This window comes from Streptomyces longispororuber (assembly GCF_014656095.1).
Taxonomy (GTDB): Bacteria; Actinomycetota; Actinomycetes; order Streptomycetales; family Streptomycetaceae; genus Streptomyces; species Streptomyces longispororuber.
The window spans coordinates 100212-124136 of the sequence record NZ_BNBT01000003.1 but is presented as its reverse complement, the minus strand read 5'-3'; the positions used below and the strand labels follow the sequence as shown (position 1 = coordinate 124136).

25 protein-coding genes are annotated in these 23925 nt (G+C 71.9%); 7 read left to right on the top strand and 18 right to left on the bottom strand.

Translation table 11 applies throughout. The annotated features are described in order from the left end of the window. Positions 1-29 precede the first annotated feature (29 nt). From IE330_RS01895 to IE330_RS01880, 4 genes are all read left to right on the top strand, one after another. A complete protein-coding gene (locus tag IE330_RS01895) occupies positions 30-524 on the top strand; it encodes a nuclear transport factor 2 family protein (RefSeq protein ID WP_229925272.1) in 495 nt (164 codons plus the stop codon). 175 nt (positions 525-699) lie between these two features. Then, complete coding sequence (folB, locus tag IE330_RS01890; protein ID WP_190134017.1) at positions 700-1059, top strand: dihydroneopterin aldolase; 360 nt, start codon at positions 700-702, stop codon at positions 1057-1059. Next, complete coding sequence (gene folK, locus IE330_RS01885) at positions 1056-1652, top strand: 2-amino-4-hydroxy-6-hydroxymethyldihydropteridine diphosphokinase (RefSeq protein ID WP_190134016.1); 597 nt, start codon at positions 1056-1058, stop codon at positions 1650-1652. The genes folB and folK overlap by 4 nt, the downstream gene beginning before the upstream one ends. Before the next feature lie 60 nt (positions 1653-1712). Continuing rightward, the gene (locus IE330_RS01880; protein WP_190134015.1) at positions 1713-2198 is read left to right on the top strand and encodes a DUF3180 domain-containing protein; all 486 of its coding nucleotides are present in this window, start codon (positions 1713-1715) and stop codon (positions 2196-2198) included. A gap of 168 nt (positions 2199-2366) precedes the next feature. On the opposite strand, the gene folE is transcribed toward IE330_RS01880, so the two are convergent. From folE to dacB, 6 genes are all read right to left on the bottom strand, one after another. After that, entirely contained in the window at positions 2367-2972 is a 606-nt protein-coding gene (folE, locus tag IE330_RS01875; protein WP_190134014.1) for a GTP cyclohydrolase I FolE, read from the bottom strand. A gap of 112 nt (positions 2973-3084) precedes the next feature. Beyond that, entirely contained in the window at positions 3085-5139 is a 2055-nt protein-coding gene (gene ftsH / locus IE330_RS01870) for an ATP-dependent zinc metalloprotease FtsH (RefSeq protein ID WP_190134046.1), read from the bottom strand. Between the two features lie 202 nt (positions 5140-5341). Further along, the gene (gene hpt / locus IE330_RS01865; RefSeq protein WP_190134045.1) at positions 5342-5902 is read right to left on the bottom strand and encodes a hypoxanthine phosphoribosyltransferase; all 561 of its coding nucleotides are present in this window, start codon (positions 5900-5902) and stop codon (positions 5342-5344) included. A gap of 76 nt (positions 5903-5978) precedes the next feature. Next, positions 5979-7148 carry a tRNA lysidine(34) synthetase TilS gene (tilS, locus tag IE330_RS01860; protein WP_190134013.1) on the bottom strand — a complete coding sequence of 390 codons (1170 nt, stop codon included), beginning with the start codon at positions 7146-7148 and terminating at the stop codon, positions 5979-5981. Positions 7149-7384: 236 nt separating this feature from the next. Then, the gene (locus IE330_RS01855) at positions 7385-8506 is read right to left on the bottom strand and encodes an Rv3626c family coenzyme F420 biosynthesis-associated protein (protein WP_190134012.1); all 1122 of its coding nucleotides are present in this window, start codon (positions 8504-8506) and stop codon (positions 7385-7387) included. Positions 8507-8584: 78 nt separating this feature from the next. Continuing rightward, positions 8585-10108, bottom strand: a complete 1524-nt coding sequence (dacB, locus tag IE330_RS01850; RefSeq protein WP_190134011.1) for a D-alanyl-D-alanine carboxypeptidase/D-alanyl-D-alanine endopeptidase — start codon at positions 10106-10108, stop codon at positions 8585-8587. A gap of 85 nt (positions 10109-10193) precedes the next feature. Between dacB and IE330_RS01845 the strand changes: the two genes are divergently transcribed. Together IE330_RS01845 and IE330_RS01840 are read left to right on the top strand one after the other, a co-directional pair. After that, a complete protein-coding gene (locus IE330_RS01845; RefSeq protein WP_190134044.1) occupies positions 10194-10685 on the top strand; it encodes an inorganic diphosphatase in 492 nt (163 codons plus the stop codon). A 217-nt stretch (positions 10686-10902) separates the two neighbouring features. Continuing rightward, positions 10903-12558, top strand: a complete 1656-nt coding sequence (locus IE330_RS01840; RefSeq protein ID WP_190134010.1) for a threonine/serine exporter family protein — start codon at positions 10903-10905, stop codon at positions 12556-12558. A gap of 35 nt (positions 12559-12593) precedes the next feature. Here IE330_RS01840 and IE330_RS01835 read toward each other — a convergent pair whose 3' ends face one another. The 8 genes from IE330_RS01835 to IE330_RS01800 form a co-directional block, all read right to left on the bottom strand. Beyond that, on the bottom strand, positions 12594-13808 hold the full coding sequence (locus IE330_RS01835) for a DedA family protein (protein ID WP_190134009.1): 1215 nt from the start codon (positions 13806-13808) through the stop codon (positions 12594-12596). 293 nt (positions 13809-14101) lie between these two features. Next, positions 14102-14863 carry a MerR family transcriptional regulator gene (locus IE330_RS01830; protein ID WP_190134008.1) on the bottom strand — a complete coding sequence of 254 codons (762 nt, stop codon included), beginning with the start codon at positions 14861-14863 and terminating at the stop codon, positions 14102-14104. A gap of 75 nt (positions 14864-14938) precedes the next feature. After that, positions 14939-15778, bottom strand: coding sequence for an ABC transporter permease (locus IE330_RS01825; RefSeq protein WP_190134007.1), 840 nt, complete (start codon positions 15776-15778; stop codon positions 14939-14941). Then, positions 15775-16746, bottom strand: coding sequence for an ATP-binding cassette domain-containing protein (locus tag IE330_RS01820; RefSeq protein WP_190134006.1), 972 nt, complete (start codon positions 16744-16746; stop codon positions 15775-15777). Before IE330_RS01820 ends, IE330_RS01825 begins: the two co-directional genes overlap by 4 nt. A 143-nt stretch (positions 16747-16889) precedes the next feature. After that, the gene (locus tag IE330_RS01815) at positions 16890-17537 is read right to left on the bottom strand and encodes a PadR family transcriptional regulator (protein WP_190134005.1); all 648 of its coding nucleotides are present in this window, start codon (positions 17535-17537) and stop codon (positions 16890-16892) included. An 85-nt stretch (positions 17538-17622) separates the two neighbouring features. Then, positions 17623-18168 (bottom strand): DinB family protein, encoded by a 546-nt coding sequence (locus IE330_RS01810; protein WP_190134004.1) that lies wholly within the window; start codon positions 18166-18168, stop codon positions 17623-17625. A 125-nt stretch (positions 18169-18293) separates the two neighbouring features. After that, complete coding sequence (locus tag IE330_RS01805; RefSeq protein ID WP_190134003.1) at positions 18294-19751, bottom strand: aldehyde dehydrogenase family protein; 1458 nt, start codon at positions 19749-19751, stop codon at positions 18294-18296. Positions 19752-19810: 59 nt separating this feature from the next. After that, positions 19811-20701, bottom strand: coding sequence for a Sco1979 family transcriptional regulator (locus tag IE330_RS01800; protein WP_190134002.1), 891 nt, complete (start codon positions 20699-20701; stop codon positions 19811-19813). A 316-nt stretch (positions 20702-21017) separates the two neighbouring features. Between IE330_RS01800 and IE330_RS01795 the strand changes: the two genes are divergently transcribed. Continuing rightward, entirely contained in the window at positions 21018-21533 is a 516-nt protein-coding gene (locus IE330_RS01795) for an ATP-binding protein (RefSeq protein WP_190134001.1), read from the top strand. Positions 21534-21687: 154 nt separating this feature from the next. On the opposite strand, the gene IE330_RS01790 is transcribed toward IE330_RS01795, so the two are convergent. The 4 genes from IE330_RS01790 to IE330_RS01775 all read right to left on the bottom strand — a co-directional run bounded on the left by IE330_RS01790 (position 21688) and on the right by IE330_RS01775 (position 23920). Next, positions 21688-21927, bottom strand: a complete 240-nt coding sequence (locus IE330_RS01790; RefSeq protein ID WP_190134000.1) for a DUF397 domain-containing protein — start codon at positions 21925-21927, stop codon at positions 21688-21690. Positions 21928-22262: 335 nt separating this feature from the next. Beyond that, entirely contained in the window at positions 22263-22499 is a 237-nt protein-coding gene (rpsR, locus tag IE330_RS01785; RefSeq protein ID WP_190133999.1) for a 30S ribosomal protein S18, read from the bottom strand. Between the two features lie 3 nt (positions 22500-22502). Then, a complete protein-coding gene (locus tag IE330_RS01780; protein ID WP_190133998.1) occupies positions 22503-23654 on the bottom strand; it encodes a CobW family GTP-binding protein in 1152 nt (383 codons plus the stop codon). Next, positions 23654-23920, bottom strand: a complete 267-nt coding sequence (locus IE330_RS01775) for a type B 50S ribosomal protein L31 (RefSeq protein ID WP_190133997.1) — start codon at positions 23918-23920, stop codon at positions 23654-23656. The genes IE330_RS01780 and IE330_RS01775 overlap by 1 nt, the downstream gene beginning before the upstream one ends. Positions 23921-23925: the final 5 nt, after the last annotated feature.

Below are 23925 nucleotides of genomic sequence, written 5' to 3'. Positions count from 1 at the left end.
ATTTCTCGGACCTTTCAGATCTCTCGGACATCACGGACCTCGCCGATGCCGGGGCCGTCCCGCGCTCCGCCTCCGACCGCGACAGCGAGGAGGCCGCCGACGGCGACAGCGACGGCGACAGCGACGGCGACAGCGACGGCAGTGAGGACGCCGACCGCGACTCCGGTGACCGGAGCGCCGCGATCTCCTGCGTCCACCCGGGCTGGCCGGTGCTCACCGGCCGCGGCGAGGTCCTGCGGTCGTACGCGCTGATCATGGCCAACACCGAGTACATCCAGTTCTTCCTCACCGACGTACGGGTCAGCGTGGCCGGGGACACCGCCCTGGTGACCTGCACGGAGAACATCCTCAGCGGCGGCCCGGCGCCGCGGGGCGGCGACGAGCTCGGGCCGCTCGTCGGACAGCTCGTGGTCGCCACGAACGTGTTCCGGCGCACGCCCGACGGGTGGAAGCTGTGGTCGCACCACGCCTCGCCCGTGCTCGCCGAGTCCGGCGACGACGAGGACGACGAGACCCCGTCCTGACGGGTGGCGGCCCGCCCGTGAGTGGGTAGGGGCACCGGCGGACGCCCGACGGCCGACCCCCGGCGGCCCCGCTCGCCCACGCTGTCGGTGCCCGCAGGTAGATTCGATCGTGGCCGGTGTGCCCACCGCACTCGGCAGCAACCGGCCGTACCGACGACTGTCAGGAGTGATTCGCGTGGATCGTGTCGCGCTGCGTGGCCTGAAGGCCCGCGGGCACCACGGTGTGTTCCCGCGGGAGCGCGAGGAGGGCCAGACCTTCCTCGTGGACCTGGTCCTGGGCTTGGACACCCGTGCGGCCGCGGCCGACGACGACCTGGCGAAGACCGTGCACTACGGCATCGTGGCGGAGGAGGTCGTGGCCGTCGTGGAGGGCGAGCCGGTGAACCTCATCGAGACGCTCGCCGAGCGCATCGCCCGGGCCTGCCTGAAGCACGACGGCGTCCTGGAGGTCGAGGTCACGGTGCACAAGCCGGACGCCCCGATCACCGTCCCGTTCGACGACGTGACCGTCACCATCACCCGGAGCCGCGTATGACCCCCCAGAGCGACCCCACCGTCCAGCCGGTGCCCGCCTCCGTCGTCGCGCAGGTGGACGCCGCCGACACCACGCTGTCCAACCCGCGCCGCGCCGTGCTCTCCCTCGGGTCGAACCTGGGCAACCGCCTGGAGACCCTCCAGGGCGCCGTGGACGCCCTCGAGGACACCCCGGGCCTGCGGGTCAAGGCCGTCTCTCCCGTGTACGAGACGGAGCCCTGGGGCGTCGAGCCGGGCTCGCAGCCCTCGTACTTCAACGCGGTCGTGGTCGTGAAGACGACACTGCCCCCTGACTCGCTCCTGGAGCGCGCGCAGGCCGTCGAGGAGGCCTTCCACCGCGTGCGGGACGAGCGCTGGGGCCCGCGCACGCTCGACGTCGACATCGTCGCGTACGCGGACGTGGTCTCCGACGAGCCCGCCCTCACCCTCCCGCACCCGCGGGCGCACGAGCGGGCCTTCGTGCTCGCGCCGTGGCACGACGTGGACCCCGAGGCGCGGCTCGCCGGCCGCGGCGCGGTCGCGGACCTGCTGGCCGGCGTCACCCGCGAGGGCGTCGCGCCGCGCGCCGACCTGGAACTCCGGCTGCCCGAGTAGTCGTTAGGGTCTACCGAGAAGGCGGCGAGCGGGACAGAGGCAAAAGGGGCGACCTCCGGAATGAAGCAACTGCGTGTGAGGACGCTGGCCGGCCTCTTCGTCGTCGCCGGGTTGCTCTCCTGGGCGGCCGCCCGGCTGTGGAACTCGGTGGGCACGCTGCCGCGCGTGCCCCTCGCCGCGCCCATCGTCCTGGCGGTGATCGCCGTGGTGCTGCTCGCCACGGCGATCTCGCTGCGCGCCCGGCTGCGGGCCCAGCGGGAGCGCCGCCCCGGGGCGAAGGGCGTCGAGCCGCTGATGGCGGCCCGCGCGGTCGTCTTCGGCCAGGCAAGCGCCCTGGTCGCGGCCCTCGTCAGCGGGATGTACGGGGGCGTGGGCGCCTTCCTGCTGGAGTTCCTCGACCTGCCCGAGCGCCGCGACCAGGCGTACTACGCGGGCTTCTCGGTCATCGCGGGCATCGGCGTGATAGCGGCGGCGTTCTTCCTCGAGCGCGTCTGCAAGCTCCCGGAGAACGGCGACGACGACCCCCCGGGCGCGGCCGCGGCCTGACCGGCCCGACCGACCGTTTCCCGCCACCCGCGGCCACGCGGGGCGCTCACGGCCGTACGGAGCACCCGGCGCTGTACTGCGCGAGCGGGCGCGGCGGCGGGCGGCCAGGAGGGGGCCGGAGCGCCCCCGCCCCGAGCGCCCACCGCGCCCAGCAGGGAACTTTGTCCGCTAGCGCGCCATGATGAGGCTCATCGCCTCGTTGCGCGTGGCGGGGTCGCGGAGCTGGCCGCGCACCGCCGACGTGATGGTCTTCGCGCCGGGCTTGCGCACCCCGCGCATTGTCATGCACATGTGCTCGCACTCGACGACGACGATCACCCCGCGCGGCTCCAGTATCTCCATCAGGGAGTCCGCGATCTGCGTGGTGAGCCGCTCCTGGACCTGCGGTCGGCGCGCGTAGACGTCGACGAGCCGGGCGAGCTTCGACAGCCCGGTGATCTTGCCGTCGTGGGAGGGGATGTACCCGACGTGGGCGACGCCCACGAACGGCACCAGGTGGTGCTCGCAGGAGCTCATCACCTCGATGTCCTTCACCAGGACCATCTCGTCGTGCCCGAGGTCGAACGTGGTCGTCAGCACGTCCTCGGGCTTCTGCCGCAGGCCCGCGAATATCTCCCGGTACGCCCGCGCCACGCGCGCGGGGGTCTCCCGCAGGCCCTCCCGGTCCGGGTCCTCGCCGACCGCGATCAGCAGCTCCCGTACGGCGTTCTCGGCCCGCTTCTCGTCGAACTCACCGATCGAGCCCTCGCCGGCCAGCGTCACGGGGTCGGTCATCTATGCCTCGTTCCTGGTTCTGATACGTGCGAACGGCCGAAAAAAGCCGTGCCCCCCAGGCTAGAACCAGGGGGGCACGGCATCCATTCCGGGCCGGGTGGGGCTCGGTGGATCAGCTCTCGGGACGGTCCTCCGGAGCCACCTCGCGGGGCTGCGTCTCACCGCTGGAGGCGGTGGACGGGGTGGAGCCGCCGGAGGCGGACACCGCGGGGGTGGCGCCGTTCGCGCCGTTCGTCAGGGACAGCTCCTTGGGCGAGAGCACCGGCGGGCGGGTCGACGGCGTACGCCGCGTGGAACCCGTCCAGGCCGGGCGGGCCGGGCGCTTGACGATCGGGGCGAAGATCTCCGCGATCTCCTCCTTGCCGAGGGTCTCCTTCTCGAGCAGCGCGAGGACCAGGTTGTCCAGGACGTCGCGGTTCTCGACCAGGATCTCCCAGGCCTCGTTGTGCGCGGTCTCGATGAGCTTCTTGACCTCTTCGTCGACCAGCGCCGCGACCTCTTCCGAGTAGTCCCGCTGGTGCGCCATCTCGCGCCCGAGGAACGGCTCGGTGTTGTCGCCGCCGAACTTGATCGCGCCGAGCCGCTCGGTCATGCCGTACTGGGTGACCATCGCGCGGGCCGTGGCCGTGGCCTTCTCGATGTCGTTCGCGGCACCCGTGGTCGGGTCGTGGAAGACGAGCTCCTCGGCCGCGCGCCCGCCCAGCATGTACGCGAGCTGGTCGAGCATCTCGTTACGCGTCGTGGAGTACTTGTCCTCGTCCGGCAGGACCATCGTGTAGCCGAGGGCACGGCCGCGCGACAGGATCGTGATCTTGTGTACCGGGTCGGAGTTCGGGGAGGCCGCCGCGACCAGGGCGTGTCCGCCCTCGTGGTACGCGGTGATCTTCTTCTCCTTGTCGGACATGATCCGGGTGCGCTTCTGCGGGCCCGCGACGACGCGGTCGATGGCCTCGTCCAGCATGTGGTTGTCGATGAGCTTCTTGTCGCTGCGGGCGGTGAGCAGGGCCGCCTCGTTCAGCACGTTGCTCAGGTCGGCGCCCGTGAAGCCCGGGGTGCGGCGGGCGACCGCCGCGAGGTCGACGTCCGGAGCGACCGGCTTGCCCTTCTGGTGGACCTTGAGGATCTCCAGACGGCCCTGCATGTCCGGGCGGTCGACGGCGATCTGCCGGTCGAAGCGGCCGGGGCGCAGGAGCGCCGGGTCGAGGATGTCCGGGCGGTTCGTGGCGGCGATCAGGATGACGCCGCCCTTCACGTCGAAGCCGTCCATCTCGACGAGGAGCTGGTTGAGCGTCTGCTCACGCTCGTCGTGACCGCCGCCGAGGCCGGCGCCGCGGTGGCGGCCGACGGCGTCGATCTCGTCGACGAAGACGATCGCCGGGGCGTTCGCCTTCGCCTGCTCGAACAGGTCACGGACACGGGAGGCACCGACACCGACGAACATCTCGACGAAGTCGGAACCGGAGATCGAGTAGAACGGGACGCCCGCCTCGCCCGCGACGGCGCGCGCGAGCAGCGTCTTGCCCGTACCGGGCGGGCCGTACAGCAGCACACCCTTGGGGATCTTGGCGCCGACGGCCTGGAACTTGGCGGGCTCCTGGAGGAACTCCTTGATCTCGTGGAGCTCCTCGACCGCCTCGTCGGAGCCGGCGACGTCGGCGAACGTCGTCTTGGGGGTGTCCTTGGTGATGAGCTTCGCCTTGGACTTGCCGAAGTTCATGACCCGGCTGCCGCCGCCCTGCATCTGATTCATCAGGAACAGGAAGACGACGACGATCAGGACGAAGGGGAGGAGGGACAGCAGGATGCCGACGAACGGGTTCTGCTTCGACGGCGAGACGGTGTAACCGTCCGGGATCTGCTTGTCCTCGTACTTGGCCTGCAGCATCTTGGCGATCTCGACGCCCTGGTCGCCGATGTAGCTCGCCTGGATCTTGCTGCTGCCCTTGACCTTCTGGCCGTCCTTGAGCTCGACCTTGATGGTGTGATCGTCACCGGTCGTGAGCTTGGCCGACTCGACCTTGTTCTGGGCGATGGCCTGCACGACCTGGCCGGTGTCCACCGTCTTGTAGCCGCCGCCCGAACCGACGACCTGCATCAACACGACCACGGCAAGGACGGCCAGCACGATCCACATGACTGGCCCACGGAAGTATCGCTTCACGTCCATCCACACGGAGCGATGCCGCTCCGTACCTCCTGCCATAGTGAGTTTGATAAAGACTGTTCTTCGGACGGTACCCCAGCATTGTCACCCGAAGCCGCACGGGACGGCTGGCAATCCCGCCTTCGCATGCTCCAACGGCGGGAAAGCCCTCGGGGTTCCCGGGGCCCGCGCCGCCCCGGGCGACCGGCGGCCGCCGCCGGCCCGCTCAGCCCCCGTAGACGTGCGGGGCGAGGGTGCCCACGAACGGGAGGTTGCGGTACTTCTCGGCGTAGTCCAGGCCGTACCCGACGACGAACTCGTTCGGGATGTCGAAGCCCACCCACTCGACGTCGATCGCGACCTTGGCGGCCTCCGGCTTGCGCAGCAGCGTGCACACCTTCAGGGAGGCGGGCTCGCGCGAGCCGAGGTTGGACAGCAGCCAGGACAGGGTCAGGCCGGAGTCGATGATGTCCTCGACGATCAGGACGTGCTTGCCCTTGATGTCCGTGTCGAGGTCCTTGAGGATGCGGACCACGCCGGAGGACTGGGTGCCCGCGCCGTACGACGACACCGCCATCCAGTCCATGGTGACCGGGGTGGACAGGGCTCGCGCCAGGTCCGCCATGACCATGACGGCGCCCTTGAGCACGCCGACGATGAGCAGGTCCTTGCCCGCGTACTCCGCGTCGATCTTCGCGGCCAGCTCGGCCAGCTTCGCGTCGATCTCTTCCTTGGTGATGAGCACCGACTGGAGGTCGGTGCTCATGTCTTTCGCGTCCACCCGCATCACTTTCGGTCGTCCCACCGGCCCGCGGAAAACTGTCGGAGAACCAGCTCGCATGAGCTGGGGACGGTCTGCCGCGTCAGCCTTGCCGGATCACCAGTCTGCCACCCTGCCGCCGGGCGACGACTTTGCCCGGGAGATTGATGGCCCCCTGGCCGCGCCAGCCGGTGATGAGCCGGTCGACCTCCTCGATGTGCCGGGCGAACAGGGCGCCCGCCGGAGCCCCGGCCTCGATGGCCGCGCGGCGCACGATGCGGCGGCGCACCGCGGGCGGCAGCGCGAACAGCTTCGCGCACTCCAGGCGCCCGGCCTCGTCCCGGACGGTCGCCTCGGCCTCGGCGGCCCAGGCGTCGAGCGCGTCGGCGTCGTCCCGGGAGAGCTGGGCGGTGCGCGCGAGGGCCTCCACGACGCCCTTGCCGAGCGCCTTCTCCAGGGCGGGCAGGCCCTCGTGGCGCAGGCGGGAGCGGGTGTAGGCCGGATCCGCGTTGTGCGGGTCGTCCCAGACCGGCAGGGACTGGACCATGCACGCCTTGCGGGCGGTCTGCCGGTCGAGCTGGAGGAACGGGCGGCGGTAGCGGCCGCGGACGCCGGAGACGGCGGCCATGCCGGACAGCGAGCGGATGCCGGAGCCGCGCGCGAGGCCGAGCAGGACCGTCTCGGCCTGGTCGTCGCGGGTGTGGCCGAGCAGCACGGCGGCGGCCCCGTGGCGCTCGGCGGCGTCGTCGAGGGCCGCGTACCGCGCGTCGCGGGCGGCGGCCTCGGGGCCCACCCGCCGCTCGCCGCCCCCGGTGTACGCCGCGCCGTGCGCGGCGCGGCCCGAGGCGGGGCCCACGGACACGGCGAGCGACTCGACCGGGTCGAGGCCGAGGGCGGTCATCCGGCTGACGACTTCGGCGGCCCGCGCGTCCGAGCCGGGCTGCAGACCGTGGTCGACGGTGACGGCGCCGGCGCGGATGCCGAGCTTGGGGGCTTCGAAGGCGAGGGCGGAGGCGAGCGCCATGGAGTCGGCACCGCCCGAGCACGCCACGAGCACGAGCGGCGAAGGAGCCTGCTCGTGCGGGGCACGCGGGGCGGTCGGGGCGCCCGGGTCGGGGTGGGGGGCGCCCGGGTCGGGACAGGGGGCGCCCGGGTCGAGGTGGGGGGCGCGCGAGGTGTCGGTCGCGCGGTGGGCGGTGACGTCGTTCAGGACGTCGTGGAGGACGCGGCGGACCGCCAGGCGTATCGCCGCGACCGCAGGATGGGGACCCATTCCGGTTGGTTCCCTTCATGAAGTTCGGGGGGTGAGCCTCGGGCCGTCACGCAGCGGCCTCGCGTGGGGGCGCGAGGGTGCGGATCTCATGATCCCCGCACTGTCGGTCACCGAGAGTGCGTCGATGGTGACAGAACCGAGCCGTTACCCGAGCATTGCACGCCTACCCATGCCTCACGGTCCCTCGGACGGGTGATTACGGGGGCGTTCTCCTGCCGTCGGCCGCATCTGTTCGCTCACTCTGCCCTACGGTGCACCCGCGCGACCCAGTCCGCTGGTTTGGCGATCTCCGCCTTGGTGGGAAGCGTGTTCGGTGAGGTCCACACGCGGTTGAAGCCGTCCATGCCGACCTCGTCGACGACGGCCCGCACGAACCGCTCCCCGTCGCGGTACTGACGCAGCTTGGCGTCCAGGCCGAGCAGCTTGCGCAGTGCCTGGTCGAGGCGGCTCGCGCCGCGCTGGCGGCGCTCCTTGAACTTCTCCCGGATCTCCCCGACGGACGGGACGACGCCGGGGCCCACGCCGTCCATCACGTAGTCCGCGTGGCCCTCCAGGAGCGACATGACGGCCGTCAGGCGGGCCAGGATCTCCCGCTGCGCCGGGGTCTGCACGAGGTCCACGAAGGAGCGGCCGCCGTCGTCCTCCTCGGCGTCCGGGCGCCCGCCGGCGAGGCTCTGGGCGGCCTCCCTGATGCGCTCGAGGACGGTCATCGGGTCGACGTCCGTCTCGCCGAGGAACCCCTGGATCTCGCTCTCCAGGTGGTCGCGCAGCCACGGCACGGAGGAGAACTGCGTACGGTGCGTCTCCTCGTGCAGGCACACCCACAGCCGGAAGTCGTGCGGGTCGACGTCCAGCTCGCGCTCCACGTGCACGATGTTGGGCGCCACGAGGAGGAGCCTGCCGCCGCCGTTCTCCCCCGCCGGGAGGTCGCGGGTGGCGGGGGCGAAGGTCTCGTACTGGCCGAGGACGCGCGAGGCGAGGAAGGACAGGAGCATGCCGAGCTCCACGCCCGTCACCTTGCCGCCGACCGCGCCGAGGACGGCACCGCCGGGGCCGCCCGCACGGCGGTCCTTCATCTTCTCCAACAAGGGCTTGAGGACCTCGCGGAAGCCGGCGACGTTCGCCCGGATCCAGCCCGCCCGGTCGACCACGAGCACCGGCGTGTCGTGGGTCTCCTCCGTGCCCATCCCGGTGAACGAACGGACGTGCTCCTCCGAGGACTTGGCGTGCCGGCGCAGCTCCGCCACGACCGCGCGCGCCTCGTCACGGCTCACCTCCGGGCCCGGCCGCACGAGCCGGGTCGCGGTCGCCACCGCGAGATTCCAGTCGACCATCTCCGCACCACCGAGGCTCGTCATGCGTCAACGGTACGTGGTCGGCCGCGCGGACGTCCCGGGTTGGGCCGCCCTTCGGCCGGGCCCGCGGGGCCGCGGCCGCTAGGCGGAGCAGCCGCAGGCGGCCGCCGCGGAGGCCATGGCGTCCAGGGCGGCCTGGGCACCGGACGGGTCCGTCGTACCGGTCGTCATGAACGCGAAGGCGAGCAGTCGCCCGTCGGCGGTGACGACCGTGCCGGCCAGGGTGTTGACGCCCGTGAGGGTGCCGGTCTTGGCGCGGACGAGCCCCGTTCCGGGCGACCCCTTCGGATAGCGGTTGACGAGGGTGCCGGTGAAGCCCGCGACGGGCAGGCCGGTGACCGCGGAGCGCAGCTCGGGGTGGTCCCGGTCGGCGGCGCGGGCCAGCAGCGCGGCCAGGAGCTCGGCGGTGAGCCGGTCCTCGCGGTCGAGCCCGCTGCCGTCGGCGAACTCGGCCCCGGCCAGCGGCAGGCCGAGCCTCTCCAGGCGGTCGCGGATCGCCCGGGAGCCGCCGGCGAAGCTCAGCGGCTCCCCGCTCGCCCGGGCCGTCTCGCGGGCGAGGGCCTCGGCGATGTCGTTGTCGCTGTGGGTGAGCATGCGCTCGACCAGGACGGAGAGGGCGGGCGAGGAGGTCCGGGCCAACTTCGCGGCGCGGGGCGAGGCCTTGGCGGGGCCGACGTCGGCCCGTACGTCCACGCCCCGGGCGCGCAGCAGGTCGGCGAACTTCCGCGTGGCGTCCCCCGCCGGGTCCTCGGTGCGCGGGGCCGGGCCCGATGTGGAGTCGTCGAGGCGGCCCTCGTCGGCCATGAGGGCGCTGACCGGGGTGATGTTCTCGTTCGGCCCGATGGGGTGGCGGGGCGGCCCGGTGTAACGGGTGTCGTCGTAGGAGAGGCGCACCCGGTCCTTGCCGCGCTTCTTCAGGGCACGGGCCGTGTCGTCGGCGAGGTCGCGCAGGCTCGCGTAGCCCTCGACGTACCGGCCGTCCTCGCGGGCGGTGAGCGTCGGGTCGCCGCCGCCGACCAGGACGACCTCGCGGGAGTCCGGCTGCAGGACGGTGCTCGTGGTGAGCCGGTGGTCGGGGCCGGCGGCGGAGAGCGCGGCCACCGCCGTGGCGATCTTCGTGGTGGACGCGGGCGTGAGCGCGTCGTCCGCGCGCTTGCCGTACAGCCGCTTGCCGGTGGCGACGTCGACGACGACCGCGGCGCGCTCGGGGCCGAGCGCGCGGTCCTTCAGGACCGGGTCGAGGACGTCGGCGAGCGCCTTGCCGCCCGGTCCGCCGCGGGCGGGGGCGCGGAGCCCGGCCAGCACGGCGGGGGCGCTCGGTGCGTCCCCGGGCGCCCGCTCACCGGGGGCGCCGCCCGCGTGATCTGCGCCACCCCCGGCTTCCCGGGAGGCCGCGAGGTGACGCTCCGCCGTACGCTGACCGGAGGAGTCCCAGGGCCCGGCCGCGGTGACCGCCACGGCCGCGACGGCGAGGCCCACGGCGGCGGAGCCCGTCGTGACCTGCCACGTCCTGGCTGTCCGGAATCGTCCGGAGGCCTCGACGGCAAGCCGCCGCAGGAGCGGCAGCGGCCGTCGAAGCCACTGCCAAGGCGTGCGCTCGTCCACGACGACCTGCCCCTTTCGCGATCACACATCTGCGTGAGGGACACTTAATCACCCGAAGTATGTGCTGATCATGGAGGAGCCACCCGTGGAGTTCGACGTCACCATCGAGATCCCGAAGGGTTCGCGGAACAAGTACGAGGTCGACCACGAGACCGGCCGCATCCGCCTGGACCGTCGACTCTTCACGTCCACCAGCTACCCGGCGGACTACGGCTTCGTCGAGAACACCCTGGGCGAGGACGGCGACCCGCTGGACGCCCTGGTGATCCTGGACGAGCCGACCTTCCCCGGCTGCCTCATCAAGTGCCGGGCGATCGGCATGTTCCGGATGACCGACGAGGCGGGCGGCGACGACAAGCTGCTCTGCGTGCCGGCCTCGGACCCGCGCGTCGAGCACCTGCGCGACATCCACCACGTGTCCGAGTTCGACCGCCTGGAGATCCAGCACTTCTTCGAGGTCTACAAGGACCTGGAGCCCGGCAAGTCCGTCGAGGGCGCCGACTGGGTCGGCCGCGCCGACGCCGAGGCCGAGATCGAGGCCTCGTACAAGCGCTTCCAGGCCAACGGCGGCCACTGAGCCACCCCCGGGGGCCCGTGGCGGCCCCCGCGCACACGCGAACGGGCCGCGTGACCCCCTTCCGGGTCACGCGGCCCGTTCGCGTGCCCCGGGGCACGCGGCCCGGTCGCGGACCAGGAGCGAAGACGCCCGGACCGGGTATACGGCCGGGTGCGTGCGCACACCGACCTACGTAAGGTGCGCACGGGACCGTACGTAAGAGGAGCGAGGCGAACCGGTGGCTGACCCGGAGGAGGACGACCGCAAGCCGCAGTCGGACGAGGCGCGCAGCGCGTTCGCTCCGGTGGGCGGCGTCGAGCAGGCGGCCGCGCCCGAGGAGGACCACCCGTCCTCGGAGTTCACCATCCCGACGGGCCTGCGGATCCCCCCGGCGCCCGAGGAGAAGGAGACCTCGGCCTTCACGGCGCCGCACACCTACGACGCCCACCAGCCGCCGCCCGCGTTCACCCCGCCCGGCGGGGTGCCGGTGGTCCGCCTCACCAAGGAGGCGCCCTGGCAGGACCGCATGCGCACGATGCTGCGCACGCCGGTCGCCGAGCGGCCCGCCCCCGAGGCCACGCAGCGGTCCGAGGACGACGCAGGGCCCGCCGTGCCGCGCGTGCTCGACATGACGCTGCGCATCGGCGAGCTGCTGCTCGCGGGCGGGGAGGGCGCCGAGGACGTGGAGGCGGCGATGTTCGCCGTCACCCACTCGTACGGTCTGGACCGCTGCGAGCCGAACGTCACCTTCACGCTGATCTCCATCTCGTACCAGCCCTCGCTCGTCGACGACCCCGTGACGGCCTCGCGGACGGTGCGCCGCCGGGGCACCGACTACACGCGCCTCCAGGCCGTCTACCGGCTCGTGGACGACATCAGCTCCGAAGAGGTCGACGTCACCCTGGAGGAGGCCTACCGGCGGCTCGCGGAGATCCGCCGCAACCGCCACCCCTACCCGGGCTGGGCCCTGACGGCCGCGGGCGGGCTGCTCGCGGGCTCCGCCTCCGTGCTCGTCGGCGGTGACCTGCTGGTGTTCCTCGCGGCGGCCGTGGGCGCGATGCTCGGCGACCGGTTCGCGTGGCTGTGCGCCGGGCGGGGGCTGCCGGAGTTCTACCAGTTCGTGGTCGCGGCGATGCCGCCCGCCGCGATGGGCGTGGCGATCAGCCTGCTCGACCTGCCGGACGTCCGGGCCTCGGCGGTGATCACCGGTGGCCTGTTCGCGCTGATCCCGGGGCGGGCGCTGGTCGCGGGCGTGCAGGACGGCCTGACCGGCTACTACATCACCGCCGCGGCCCGGCTCCTGGAGGTCGGGTACCTGATCGTCGGGATCGTCTGCGGCGTGCTGATCGTGCTGTACCTGGGCGTCCAGCTCGACGCGGGCCTCAACCCGGAGACGTCGATCCACTCCTCCGACCGGCCGGTGATCCAGACCCTCGCGTCGATGGCGCTGAGCTGCGCCTTCGCGGTGCTGCTCCAGCAGGAACGTTCCACCGTGCTGCTCGTGACCCTCAACGGCGGCGTCGCCTGGGTCGTGTTCGGCGCCCTCGCCCGCGCCGGGGACATCTCGCCGGTCGCGGCCACCGCCGTGGCGGCGGGGCTCGTGGGGCTCTTCGGACAGCTCCTGTCGCGCTACCGGTTCGCGTCCGCGCTGCCGTACGTGACGGCGGCGATCGGCCCGCTGCTGCCCGGCAGCGCGACGTACTTCGGGCTCCTGGAGATCGCCCGCAACCATCTGAACCCCGGGCTCGCCTCGCTGTCCAAGGCGGCCGCCCTGGCGCTCGCCATCGCGATCGGCGTGAACCTGGGCGGGGAGCTGTCGCGGCTCTTCCTCAAGGCGCCGAGCACCGAGACGGCACAGGGACGCCGCGCGGCCAAGCGGACGCGCGGCTTCTAGGACGTCCTGGCGCGGCGCCGGTCCCGACCCCGGTGCTAGTACCGGGGGTGGCCGTGCCGGGGCTCGTCGGGGTGCTGCGGCTGCTGGTCCTGGTACCGGCCCTGCTGGTGCGGGGGCTGCGGGTGGTGACCCTGCTGGTGGTGACCCTGCTGGCCCTGCTGGTGCGGGTAGGGCTGCTGGGCCTGGTACTGCTGGTCGTCGGCGTACTGCTGGTCGTCCGCGGGGGCGCCGTACTGGTTCCGGGCGTCGTAGTGGTGCTGACCCTCGTACCGGTGCCGGCCGTCGTACTGGTTCCGGCCGTCGTACTGGCCCTCGTACTGGTTCTGGCCGTCGTACTGGTTCTGGCCCTCGTACGGGTACGCGGTCCGGGACGGGTCCCGGTACGCCTGGGCGTCGTACTGGGGCTGCGGGGTCTGCTGACCGGGGTACGGGTACTGCTGCTGGTGGCCGGGGTACTGGGGCTGCTGGGCCTGGTACGCGGACTGGTCGGGGTACTGCTGGTGCTGCCGGCCCTGTCCCTGGCCCGGGTACTGGTGCTGCTGGTGGTTCTGGTGGTTCTGCTGCGGCTGGTACCGGTGGGCGGTCTCGGGGGCGGGCTGCTGGGTCTCCGGGGCGGCGGCGGGCGCCTTCTTCTTCTGCGCGCGGGCCCTGAGGAGCTCGATGATGATCGGGACCACCGAGATGAGGACGATCAGGATCAGGATCGCCTCGATGTTCTTGTGCACGAACTCGTGCTTGCCGAGCCAGGCGCCGAGCAGCGTGACGCCCGCGCCCCACAGGACGCCACCGAGGATGTTGAACGTGATGAACGAGCGGTAGCGCATGCCGCTGACGCCCGCGATGATCGGCGTGAACGTCCGCACGATCGGCACGAAGCGGGCCAGGACCAGGGACTTCGGGCCGTGCTTCTCGAAGAACTCGTGCGCCTTGGTGACGTTCTCCTGCTTGAAGAGGCGCGAGTCTGGCCGCCTGAACAGCGCCGGGCCGACCTTCTTGCCGAACAGGTAGCCCGCCTGGTCGCCGAGGATCGCGGAGATCGAGATCAGCACGCAGGCCAGCCACAGCGGGACGTCCAGCTTGTCCGTCGTGATCAGCAGGCCCGTCGTGAACAGGAGCGAGTCACCCGGCAGGAAGAAGCCGATGAGCAGGCCGGACTCGGCGAACACGATCAGGAGCAGGCCCCAGAGCCCGAACTGGTTCAGGAGGTAGTCCGGATCCAACCAGCTTGGTCCGAGCGCAAGCGTCTGCACGGTTCCGGGCTCCTGTGGGTGTGAGGCGTACGGCGGAGGGCGGGGCGGGCCGGGCGTGGTGATGGGCTTCGGCGTCGCCGTCCCAAGCTATCAACGTGGGGCGGGAGGCAGGGGTTCCACCGGGTGGAACCCCGGGCCGCCGGGCCCGGCCCCCTCCATAGTGCCTGGCCCCCTCCGGCCCGGGCCCCGGACCCTGCCCCTAAAGCCCCCTGTTGCACGGCTGGGCGGCACCTGGGCTGTGCCCACCCGTCCCGCCCTGCGGGACGTCTGCCCACAGGGGAAGCCGACAGCGGTTAAGCCGTTGCTCGGGCGGCGTTGGCCTTCATGGCGTCGCGCATGTAGGTCGCCAGGCCCGGCTTGATCGACTCGTACGTCGCCGTGAAGCGGGGGTCCGTCACGTACATCTCGCCGAGGCCCGTGTGGATCTCGTACGTGCAGGTGTAGTAGTGGTCGGAGAGGAAGCGGCGGTGCTCCTCGGCGACGTCCGCCGCGCGCGGGGAGTCGGCCGGGACGCCGGCCGCGAGCAGGTCGGCCATGCGCGCGTGGATGGCGTCGAAGGCGTCGCGCAGCCGCTTCCAGTCCTCCTTCGTGTACGCGGCCGTGCGGCGGCGCGACGCGGCGTACGCCTCCGTGCCGCCCCAGCGGCGCTGTGCCTCCTCCTCGTACCGGTCCGGATCGGCGTCTCCGAAGACCTCGAACTTCTCCTCGGGCGTGAGGTTGATGCCCATGCGTCTCGCCTCCATGGCGGTCTCGACAGCGGCTGCCATCTCCTGGAGCCTGGCGATGCGCCCGGTCAGCAGCCCGTGCTGGCGCCGCAGGTGCTCCTGGGGGTCGGCCCCGGGGTCGTCGAGCAGGACGGCGACCTCGTCCAGCGGGAAGCCCAGTTCGCGGTAGAACCGGATGCGCTGGAGCCGGTCGAGGTCGGCGTCGCCGTAGCGCCGGTGGCCCGCGCGGCTGCGCTCACCGGGCACCAGGAGGCCGATCTCGTCGTAGTGGTGCAGGGTGCGCACCGTGACCTTGGCGAGGGCCGCCACCTGTCCGACGGAATAGCTCACCGCTGTCTCCTTCCGTTGCGACACCGACCACCCTGGGTCCTCACGTCGCGTGAGGTGCAAGCCGGTCAGGGGCCGCTACTTGCTCAGGGCCGTGAACCTCCGGATCGCCAGCGGGGCGAAGAGCGCCGCCAGGGCCAGGGGCCAGAGGACCGCCAGGAGGGCGGCGTGGTCCGCGGCCCAGGAGGTGGCCGGGACCCCGGGGTCGTTGCCGAACAGGTCGCGCACCGCCGCGGCCGTCGCCGACATCGGGTTCCACTCCACCACGGCCCCCAGCCAGTCCGGCATGGTCTGCGGCACGGTGAACGCGTTGGAGAGGAAGCCCACCGGCCACACCAGGATCTGCACCGCCATCACCAGCTCGGGCTTGCCCGCGACCATCGCCAGGTAGATGCCGAGCCACAGCATCGCGAAGCGCAGCAGCATCAGGAGGCCGACCGCCCCGGCCACCGCCGCGAGCGAGCCGTGCCAGCGCCAGCCGATCGCGAGGCCCACGCCCATCATGACGAGCAGCGAGGCGAAGGACTGGAGCATGTCCGCGACCGACCGGCCGACGAGGACCGCGCCGTTGGTCATCGGCATGGAGCGGAAGCGGTCCACCACGCCCTTGTTGAGGTCGCCGGTGACCGCGACCATCGTGGCGTCCAGGCCGAACACCATGGTCAGCGCGAACATGCCCGGGACGAGGAACTCCACGTAGTTCCCGGCGATGCCCTTGCCGCCGCCGATCAGGTAGTTGAACATCAGCAGCATCATCACGGGGAAGGCCAACCCCACGAAGACCTGCACGGGCTGGCGCGCCCAGTGGGCGAGCTCGCGCCGGGTCATGGTCCAGGAGTCGGCGACCGCCCAGCCCGCGGCCGTGCCCGCCCCCACGCCCGTCCCCGGGTCCACGCCTGCGCTCGTGGTCACGCTCATACGGTCTCCTTCACGTGCTCGTCGGCTCCGGTGTGTTCCGTACGCCCCGTCAGGCGCAGGAAGACCTCGTCCAGCGTCGGCCTGCGCACCGCGATGTCCTCCGCCTCGATGCCCTCCTCCTGGAGCGCCCGTACGACCCGGGTGAGGGCCTCCATGCGGTCGCTGACGGGGGCGCTGGCCAGGCGGCGGTCCGCGTCGACCGTGACGTCGCCGGCGTGCCCGGGGAGCAGCCGGGCCGCCCGCACCAGGTGGGCGCCGTCGCGGACGACGACGTCGATGCGGTCGCCGCCCAGCCGCGCCTTCAGCTCGTCCGCCGTGCCCTCGGCGATCACCCGGCCGCTGTCGATCAGCGAGATGCGGTCGGCGAGCTGGTCGGCCTCCTCCAGGTACTGCGTGGTGAGCAGCACCGTCGTGCCGCCGCCCACCAGGGAGCGCACCGCCTCCCACACCTCCGCGCGGCCGCGCGGGTCGAGCCCCGTCGTCGGCTCGTCCAGGAACAGCACCCGCGGCTCCGTGATGAGGGACGCCGCGAGGTCCAGGCGGCGCCGCATGCCACCGCTGTACCGCTTGACGGCCTTGCGGCCCGTGTCGGCGAGGCCGAAGCGCTCCAGGAGCTCGTCGGCCCGCACGCGCGCGTGGCGCGCGCCCAGGTGGTAGAGCCGCCCGAACATCTCCAGGTTCTGCCGGCCGCTCAGCTCCTCGTCGAGCGCCGCGTGCTGGCCGAGCAGGCCGATGCGGCGGCGCACCTCCCCCGCCTGGCGCCGCGCGTCGCAGCCGGCGATCTCCACCCGGCCCTCGTCCGCCGTGAGGAGCGTGGCCATGATCCGCACCGCCGTGGTCTTGCCCGCGCCGTTCGGGCCGAGCACGCCGTGCACCGTGCCGCGCGCGGCCACCAGGTCGAGCCCGTCCAGGGCCCGCTTCTCGCCGTACCGCTTCCGTACGCCTTCGAGGACGATCGCGTCCGTCATGCGTCTCCCTCCGTGCCCCCAGCCGTCCGCTAGTCAATGTTGACTAGCTGGAGGAAGGTACTGCCCTTCGGGGCGGTTAGTCAAACTTGATTAATGCGACGTGCGGAGGGGACCTTCGGTCCTGGAGGTGGGGGGACGGTCGGCTAGCGCTGATCCCCGGGGTGCTTCTCCCCGGTCGCGTAGGGGTTCTCCGCGTCCTCGGCGAGCACCCCGACGAACGGTTCGCCCTCACCGGAGAAGGTGTACGCGCCGTTCTCGATCCGCTCGACGAGGCTCTTGGTCCACTCCTCGCCCGCGTCGGCGGAGTGCACCCACAGGTTCATGATCTCGCCGATGTGGCCGAGCTGCCCGGGGCCGTCCTCGGGGATGTAGTACTCGGTGACGGAGTGGCGCCAGTCGTCGATGGCGCGCAGCCGCTGCTTGAGGAGCGAGACGACCTCCTCGCGCGGCAGGTCCACCATGAAGCCGACGGCCGCCGAGAGCACGTCCGGCTTCTGGTCGTGGGCCACGGCGGTCAGGCCTGCACGGAGAAGGGCGAAGTACTCCTCGGTGCCCTTCTCCGTGATCTCGTACTCCGTGCGCGGCGGACCGCCCGCCGTGGAGGGGGCGGTCTCGTGCTCGTGCAGCAGGCCCTGCTTCGTCATCTGCCGCAGCGCGTGGTAGATCGAGCCCGGCTTGGCGTTGGACCACTCGTGGGCGCCCCAGTACTCGAGGTCGTTGCGCACCTGGTAGCCGTGCGCCCGCCCGTGCATACGGACGGCCCCGAGGACCAGCATCCGGATCGCCGACATTCACCGCACCCTTCAGCCTGCTGTTCCGTACCATTCATCAACTTTGACTAGGGTACGGCCCGGGCGGCCCCCGCGTCCCGGCGGCTCACCCCCAGGACTGGCCCGACTCCTGCGCCACCAGCTCGAACGCCGTCTTGCCGTCCAGGGACTCGCGGATGATGTCGGCGTGGCCCGCGTGCCGGGCGATCTCCTCGACGAGGTGCAGCATCAGCCAGCGCATCGACACCGAGCCCTTGGGGAACCAGGGCGCCTCGGGCAGCGGGAAGGTGTCGTCCAGGCTCGGCACGGACCGGATGAAGGCCTCGGTCTCGGCGGCCACCTCCGCCCAGAAGGCCAGCACGCCGGCGAGCGTCTCGCCCTCGACGAGCCGGAAGCCGTCGCCCCAGGTCTCCTCGGTGCGCTGCCGCTCGTTCGGCTTCTGCTGGGCGAGGCGCAGCCAGTTCAGCTCCACCTCGGCGACGTGCTTGACGAGGCCGGCGAGGGTCAGCTCGCTGGCGCTCGGGCGGCTCGTCGCCTGCTCGTCGCTCAGGCCGAGCACGGAGCGGCGGACGCCGCCGCGCTGCGCCTCGACGAAGGCGATCAGCGCCCCGCGCTCGTCGCCGTGGGCTTCCGCGTTCACGTGAGTGGGCATGAGGTCCGCCTCTCCAGGGGTGCGCCGGGCTTTCCGACACCACAGACGTTACGGACCCTTGAGGACAGCTACGGTCCTCAAGGGTCCAGGGGATGGGTGCCGGGCCCGGTGTCCGGCGGCGGGCCTCAGAACGGGAAGCGGGAGCGCCCGTGCTGCACCGAGATCCACTTCGGCGTGGTGAAGGCGTCCACGGTCGAGTCGCCGTTCAGCCGGCCGACGCCCGAGTGCTTCTCGCCGCCGAAGGGCACGATCGGCTCGTCGTGGACGGTGCCGTCGTTGATGTGGATCATGCCGGTGCGGATGCGCCGGGCGAGGCGCACGCCGCGCTCGGTGTCGGCGGTGTGGACGGCGCCGCTGAGGCCGTACGGCGTGTCGTTGGCGAGGCGCACGGCCTCCTCCTCGCCGTCGAAGGGCAGGATGAGCGCCACCGGGCCGAAGATCTCCTGGCGCAGCACCGGGGCGTCGTCGGGCAGGTCGGTCAGGACGGACGGGAAGACGAGGTTGCCCTCGGTGCGGCCGTGCAGCAGCGCCTTGGCGCCCGCCTGGACGGTCTGGGTGACGAGCGAGGTCACGCCGTCGGCCTGCGAGGAGTTGATGAGCGGGCCGATGTGCGTCTCCGGGGACGCCGGGTCGCCGACCTTCAGGGTCTTGGCCTTGGCGACGAACTTCTCGGTGAACTCGGCCTCCACGGCGCGGTCCACCAGGATGCGGTTGGCCGCCATGCACACCTGGCCCTGGTGCACGAAGCGGCTGAAGACGGCGGCGTCCACGGCGTAGTCGACGTCCGCGTCGTCCAGGACGATCAGCGCGCTGTTGCCGCCCAGTTCGAGGACGCAGCGCTTGAAGTGCTGGGCGCAGACGGTGGCCACGTGGCGGCCCACGGCGTCGGAGCCGGTGAACGAGATGACGCCGGGCACCGGGTGTTCCAGCAGGGCGTCGCCGATCTCGGCGATGTCGGTGATGACGACGTTGAGGACACCGGGCGGCAGCCCCGCGTCCTCGAATATCTTCGCCACCAGGCTGCCGCCGAGGACCGGCGCGTTCTGGTGCGGCTTGAGGACGACCGCGTTGCCCAGCGCGATGGCCGGGGCGACCGACTTCACCGACAGCAGGAACGGGAAGTTGAAGGGGCTGATGACGCCGACGACCCCGACCGGGACGCGGTAGAGGCGGTTCTCCTTGGTGTCGTCGGGCGACGGGATGAGGTGGCCCTGCGGGGCGAGTGCCAGGTGCACCGCCTCGCGCAGGAACTCCTTGGTCAGGTGCAGCTCGAAGGCGGCCTTGACGAGCGTGCCGCCGAGCTCCGCGACGATCGCCTCGGTGATCTCCGCCTCGCGGTCCTCGATGATGCGCAGGGCGCGCTCGAAGACCTCCCGGCGCTTGTACGGGTTGGTCGCGCCCCAGGACTCCTGGGCGCGCTGGGCGGCGCGGTAGGCCTGGTCCACCTCGTCGGCCGTGGCGACCGTGATCGACGCCAGCTTCTCCCCGTCGTACGGGTTGAAGTCGATGATGTCCCAGGAGCCGGAGCCGGCCTTCCACTCACCGTCGATGTACTGGTGAGCGAGATCGGTGAAGAAGGACATGACGGGACCCCTTGCCGCACGACAGCAGACACCTGAATTTCCGTCATCCTACTGACGATTCAGGTCAGTTGGAGTAGACCACGCAGAAGGTCACGGCTGTCGGCCGGATCCGGACAGTCGTCCTGGAGCTCCGCCATCGCCCGCTCGTACTGGGCCACTTCCTCCCGCTTGTCCAGGTACAGGGCGCCGGTGAGCTGCTCCAGGTAGACGACGTCCGACAGGTCGGACTCGGGGAAGCTCAGCATCGTGAACGCCCCGCTCTCGCCCGCGTGGCCGCCGAAGGTGAAGGGCATGACCTGCAGCGTCACGTTCGGCCGCTCGGAGATCTCGATGAGGTGCTGGATCTGCCCGCGCATCACCTCCCGGTCGCCGTACGGCCGCCGCAGCGCCGCCTCGTCGAGGACGCACCGGAACTGCGGCGCGCGCTCCGACACGAGCAGCTTCTGGCGCTCCAGGCGCAGCGCGACGCGGCGGTCGATGTCGGCCTGGCTGACCTTGCCGCCCCCGCCCCGGCCTGCGGCGGCCTTCAGGCCGCGCTCGACGACGGCGTGCGCGTAGGCCTCCGTCTGCAACAGGCCGTTGATGAACTGGACTTCGTAGACCCGGATGAGCGAGGCGGCGCCCTCCAGGCCGATGTATGTCTGGAACCAGCCCGGCAGCACGTCGGAGTAACTGTGCCACCAGCCGGTGAGGTTGGCCTCCTTGGCGAGCGAGAGGAGCGCGGCGCGCTCGGCCTCGTCCGTGACTCCGTAGAGCGTGAGAAGGTCTTCCACGTCCCTCGACTTGAAGCTCACCCTGCCCAACTCCATGCGGCTGATCTTCGATTCGGACGCGCGGATCGAGTATCCGGCCGCTTCACGGGTGATGCCGCGTGCTTCCCTCAGGCGCCTCAGTTGCGAGCCCAGCAGAATGCGCCGTACCACCGAGCCGCTCGACTCCCCAGCGGTCACTTCGCTCAGTCCTCCCCAAGGTCTTGAGACTCGCAGTGTGCCATTAAACGCTTCGGGCGGTGCTCGTTCGGTTACGGAAAGGGAAAGCGTAAGGACAGTCTCCACAAGAGGCCGTAGGAAGAAATGGGCAAGAAGCGCCCTAGGAACGGTCAAGTCCGGCGCGTGCACGTGCATCTGCCCTTGCATCTGCTGTACGCATTCGGAACCATGGTCGGCGCGTCACTTGTTGTGCCCTTGCTGTACCGACCGCTGTACCGACCGCGCCACCGCTCGCTCGCTTTGTACCGCGAACCGCGAAAACCGGGGAGTGCCTCGCATGGGGACGAATGGATCAACCATGCTCGAGCCCTTGCGGCAGGGGCTTCCTCCGCTCGACCCCTCAGGGGTCTCCAGCGCGGCCTCCTGCTCCCTCCCGCCCCGGTACGAAGCGGTCGGCAGCGCACGGCAGTTCACCCGGAAGACGCTTTCCTCCTGGGAGCTCGACGACCGCTTCGACGACGTCGCGCTCGTGGTCTCCGAACTCGTCACCAACGCGCTGCGGCACGCCCTGCCCGCCCACGGCGCGCACGCCGAGGTGCACTGCGTGGTCGGCGAGGACGCGCCCGTGCGGCTGCACATGATGCGCTGGTCCTCGCGCCTGGTGTGCGCGGTACGGGACCCCAGCGACGAGAGCCCGGTGACGCGGGCGCCCGAGGACGCCTTCGACGACTTCTCGGCGGAGTCCGGGCGGGGCCTCTTCCTGGTGGACTCGTTCAGCGACGGCTGGGGCTGGCACCCGCTCGCGGGCGCGCTGAGCGGCAAAGTGGTGTGGGCGCTGTTCCAGCTCGCCTGAGGCGGCTCCGGCCGGCCACCGCATACCCCCGGGCCCTCACCGACACGAGGAGCCGACGGGGCACACGTATGTGATCAGCCACGCGACGTCCACACGCGCTCGGCCGCGAAGCGTACGGACGGACGCGGTCACCCTCCGGGGCGCACGCGCGTGATCAGCCGCTGAGCAGGTCGTCGAACTCGCCGTCCTTCATGCCGAGCAGCATCGCCTCTATCTCGGCGCGCGTGTAGACGAGCGCGGGACCGTCAGGGAAGCGCGAGTTGCGCACGGCGACGTCGCCGCCCGGCAGCTTCGCGAACTCCACGCAGGCACCCTGGGAATTGCTGTGCCTGCTCTTCCGCCAGACCACCCCGTGAAGATCCGTGGCCGCCATGCCGTTGAACACGTGGTGCACAGGTCGCTCCCCGGTGGTGCCGTGGCTGTTGTTGTAGCCGTCAACTGTCCCGGATCATAGCTGTGTTCATGTGCCGATGCATGGGCAGATGCACGTGCACGCGGTGTGGTGAGCTGGTTACAGCTCCTCCGGCCACCGCGTCGAACCCCGCATGACATGCGAACGCCAGCCCCCGTCCATGATCTTCCCGCGGTGTTCCCGCGCCGGGTCGTCCGGATCCGATTACCTCGTGCACTAGGTACAGACGCGTTCGGGGGCCATCTGGTGGCAGGCGTACCGGGAGGAGTTCACGACGACGGCAAGCGCTTGCCCCGGCACCGGGGGCGGCGGCCGTGTCAGCGGGGCGCGTACGGCAGCAGCGCCATCTCCCGGGCGTTCTTGACGGCACGGGCGAGCTGCCGCTGCTGCCGCACCGTCACACGGGTCACGCGACGGGAGCGGATCTTGCCCCGGTCGGAGAGGAACGTCCGCAGGAGTCCGACGTCCTTGTAGTCGATGTACGTGATGCCCGCCTGATCCAGGGGGTTGGGGCGGGGCTTCAGGGGCTTGCGGTCGGCGCGGCGGGGGGACACGGGTCAGACCTCCAGGAGGGAGTCGAAGGCGGGCGGCAGGTTCTTCCAGGCGTCGCGCCCGGCGGCGTACTCCTCGTCCGTGAGGAGGCAGGACTCCAGGACCCCGGCGAGCGCGTCGCGGTCGAGGCCGGGCGAGGTGAACACGAGGTGCTGGCAGCGGTCGCCGTGCTCCGGGTGCCAGTCGAGCGCGGCGGCGGCGCGGCGTACCGGCGGCACCAGCTCCCAGGCGGCGTCCGGCAGGGACGCCAGCCACGGCCCGGCGCTCTCCACGCACAGGGCGCCGCCCGCCGCGTCCCAGGCGAGCAGCGTGTCGGGCCGGTCGGCGAGCCAGAAGCGGCCCCTGCTGCGCGCGGCGGCGCAGGTCAGGTCCTCCAGGGCCGCGTACAGCCGCTCCGGGTGGAAGGGCCGCTCGCGGCGCCAGACCAGCGTGGTGACGCCGCTGTCGTCGGCCTCGGCGGGCAGCAGCGCGCACGCCGGGTGCTGCGCGGCGGCGGCCGCCTCCACGTCGAAGCCGGCGCGCGCGGCGCCCGCCAGGTCACCGTGGCCGATCGGGACCTGGCGGGCCGTCGGGTGGAGCTGGGCGAGCAGCGCGCGGTCGGCGTCGTCCACGGCCGCGGCGGTCCCGGTGTCGAGGACCGCGAGCACCGGCGGGTACTCGAGCTGCCGCGCCCAGGTGTCGGCGACGGTGCGCCGGTCGGCGGCGGCCGCGGCGAGCCCCGCCTCCGCCAGGTCGTCGCCGTTGGCGAGGTAGGGCAGCAGCAGGCTCGGGTCGACGGCCGTGAGCACGCCGCTCAGGCGCAGCGCGCGCGAGCCGTGCCCGGCGATGACCTCGGCCATGGCCTGGGGCTCGACGGAGTCCCACAGCTCGACCACCGCGAGCCGGGTGAGGCCGCCGGCGGCGAGCCGCTCCAGCTCCGGTACGAGGTCCTCGCGCAGGGCGCAGCAGGCGCAGTCGTTGACGAGCGGCGCTTCGCCCTCGGACAGGGGGCCGTTCGCGTCGCGCACGGTCCGGGTGACGCCGCCGCCGGGCGCGGCCGAGAGGTCGTGGTGCAGGGCGACGCTGTCGGGGACGGTGGCCAGCAGCCGGTCCACGGCCGCCGCGCGGGCCTCGGCGTGCAGCCCGGCCACGACGACCACGTCGAGGGGGGCGCCCATCAGCGCGACCCGCCCTCGGCGGCGCGGGAGCCGTAGCGGCGCTCGAAGCGCTCCACGCGGCCCGCCGTGTCGAGGACGCGCTGCTGCCCCGTGTAGAAGGGGTGGCTCGCGGAGGAGACCTCGACGTCGATGACGGGGTACGTACGGCCGTCCTCCCAGTCGATCGTCTTGTCGCTGGTCGCCGTCGAGCGGGTGAGGAAGGCGAAGCCCGCGGCCTTGTCGCGGAAGACGACGGGGCCGTAGGGCGGGTGGATGCCGGGTCGCATCGGGA

Coding starts and splice junctions, on each gene's coding strand:
- IE330_RS01775 (WP_190133997.1), bottom strand. CDS start 23,920: ATGCGACCCGGCATCCACCCGCCCTACGGCCCCGTCGTCTTCCGCGAC.
- folE (WP_190134014.1), bottom strand. CDS start 2,972: ATGACCGACCCCGTGACGCTGGCCGGCGAGGGCTCGATCGGTGAGTTC.
- ftsH (WP_190134046.1), bottom strand. CDS start 5,139: ATGGACGTGAAGCGATACTTCCGTGGGCCAGTCATGTGGATCGTGCTG.
- IE330_RS01805 (WP_190134003.1), bottom strand. CDS start 19,751: ATGTCCTTCTTCACCGATCTCGCTCACCAGTACATCGACGGTGAGTGG.
- IE330_RS01795 (WP_190134001.1), top strand. CDS start 21,018: ATGGGGACGAATGGATCAACCATGCTCGAGCCCTTGCGGCAGGGGCTT.
- IE330_RS01880 (WP_190134015.1), top strand. CDS start 1,713: ATGAAGCAACTGCGTGTGAGGACGCTGGCCGGCCTCTTCGTCGTCGCC.
- IE330_RS01820 (WP_190134006.1), bottom strand. CDS start 16,746: ATGACGGACGCGATCGTCCTCGAAGGCGTACGGAAGCGGTACGGCGAG.
- IE330_RS01855 (WP_190134012.1), bottom strand. CDS start 8,506: ATGACGAGCCTCGGTGGTGCGGAGATGGTCGACTGGAATCTCGCGGTG.
- tilS (WP_190134013.1), bottom strand. CDS start 7,148: ATGGGTCCCCATCCTGCGGTCGCGGCGATACGCCTGGCGGTCCGCCGC.
- IE330_RS01815 (WP_190134005.1), bottom strand. CDS start 17,537: ATGTCGGCGATCCGGATGCTGGTCCTCGGGGCCGTCCGTATGCACGGG.
- hpt (WP_190134045.1), bottom strand. CDS start 5,902: ATGCGGGTGGACGCGAAAGACATGAGCACCGACCTCCAGTCGGTGCTC.
- IE330_RS01825 (WP_190134007.1), bottom strand. CDS start 15,778: ATGAGCGTGACCACGAGCGCAGGCGTGGACCCGGGGACGGGCGTGGGG.
- IE330_RS01810 (WP_190134004.1), bottom strand. CDS start 18,168: ATGCCCACTCACGTGAACGCGGAAGCCCACGGCGACGAGCGCGGGGCG.
- IE330_RS01780 (WP_190133998.1), bottom strand. CDS start 23,654: ATGGGCGCCCCCCTCGACGTGGTCGTCGTGGCCGGGCTGCACGCCGAG.
- folK (WP_190134016.1), top strand. CDS start 1,056: ATGACCCCCCAGAGCGACCCCACCGTCCAGCCGGTGCCCGCCTCCGTC.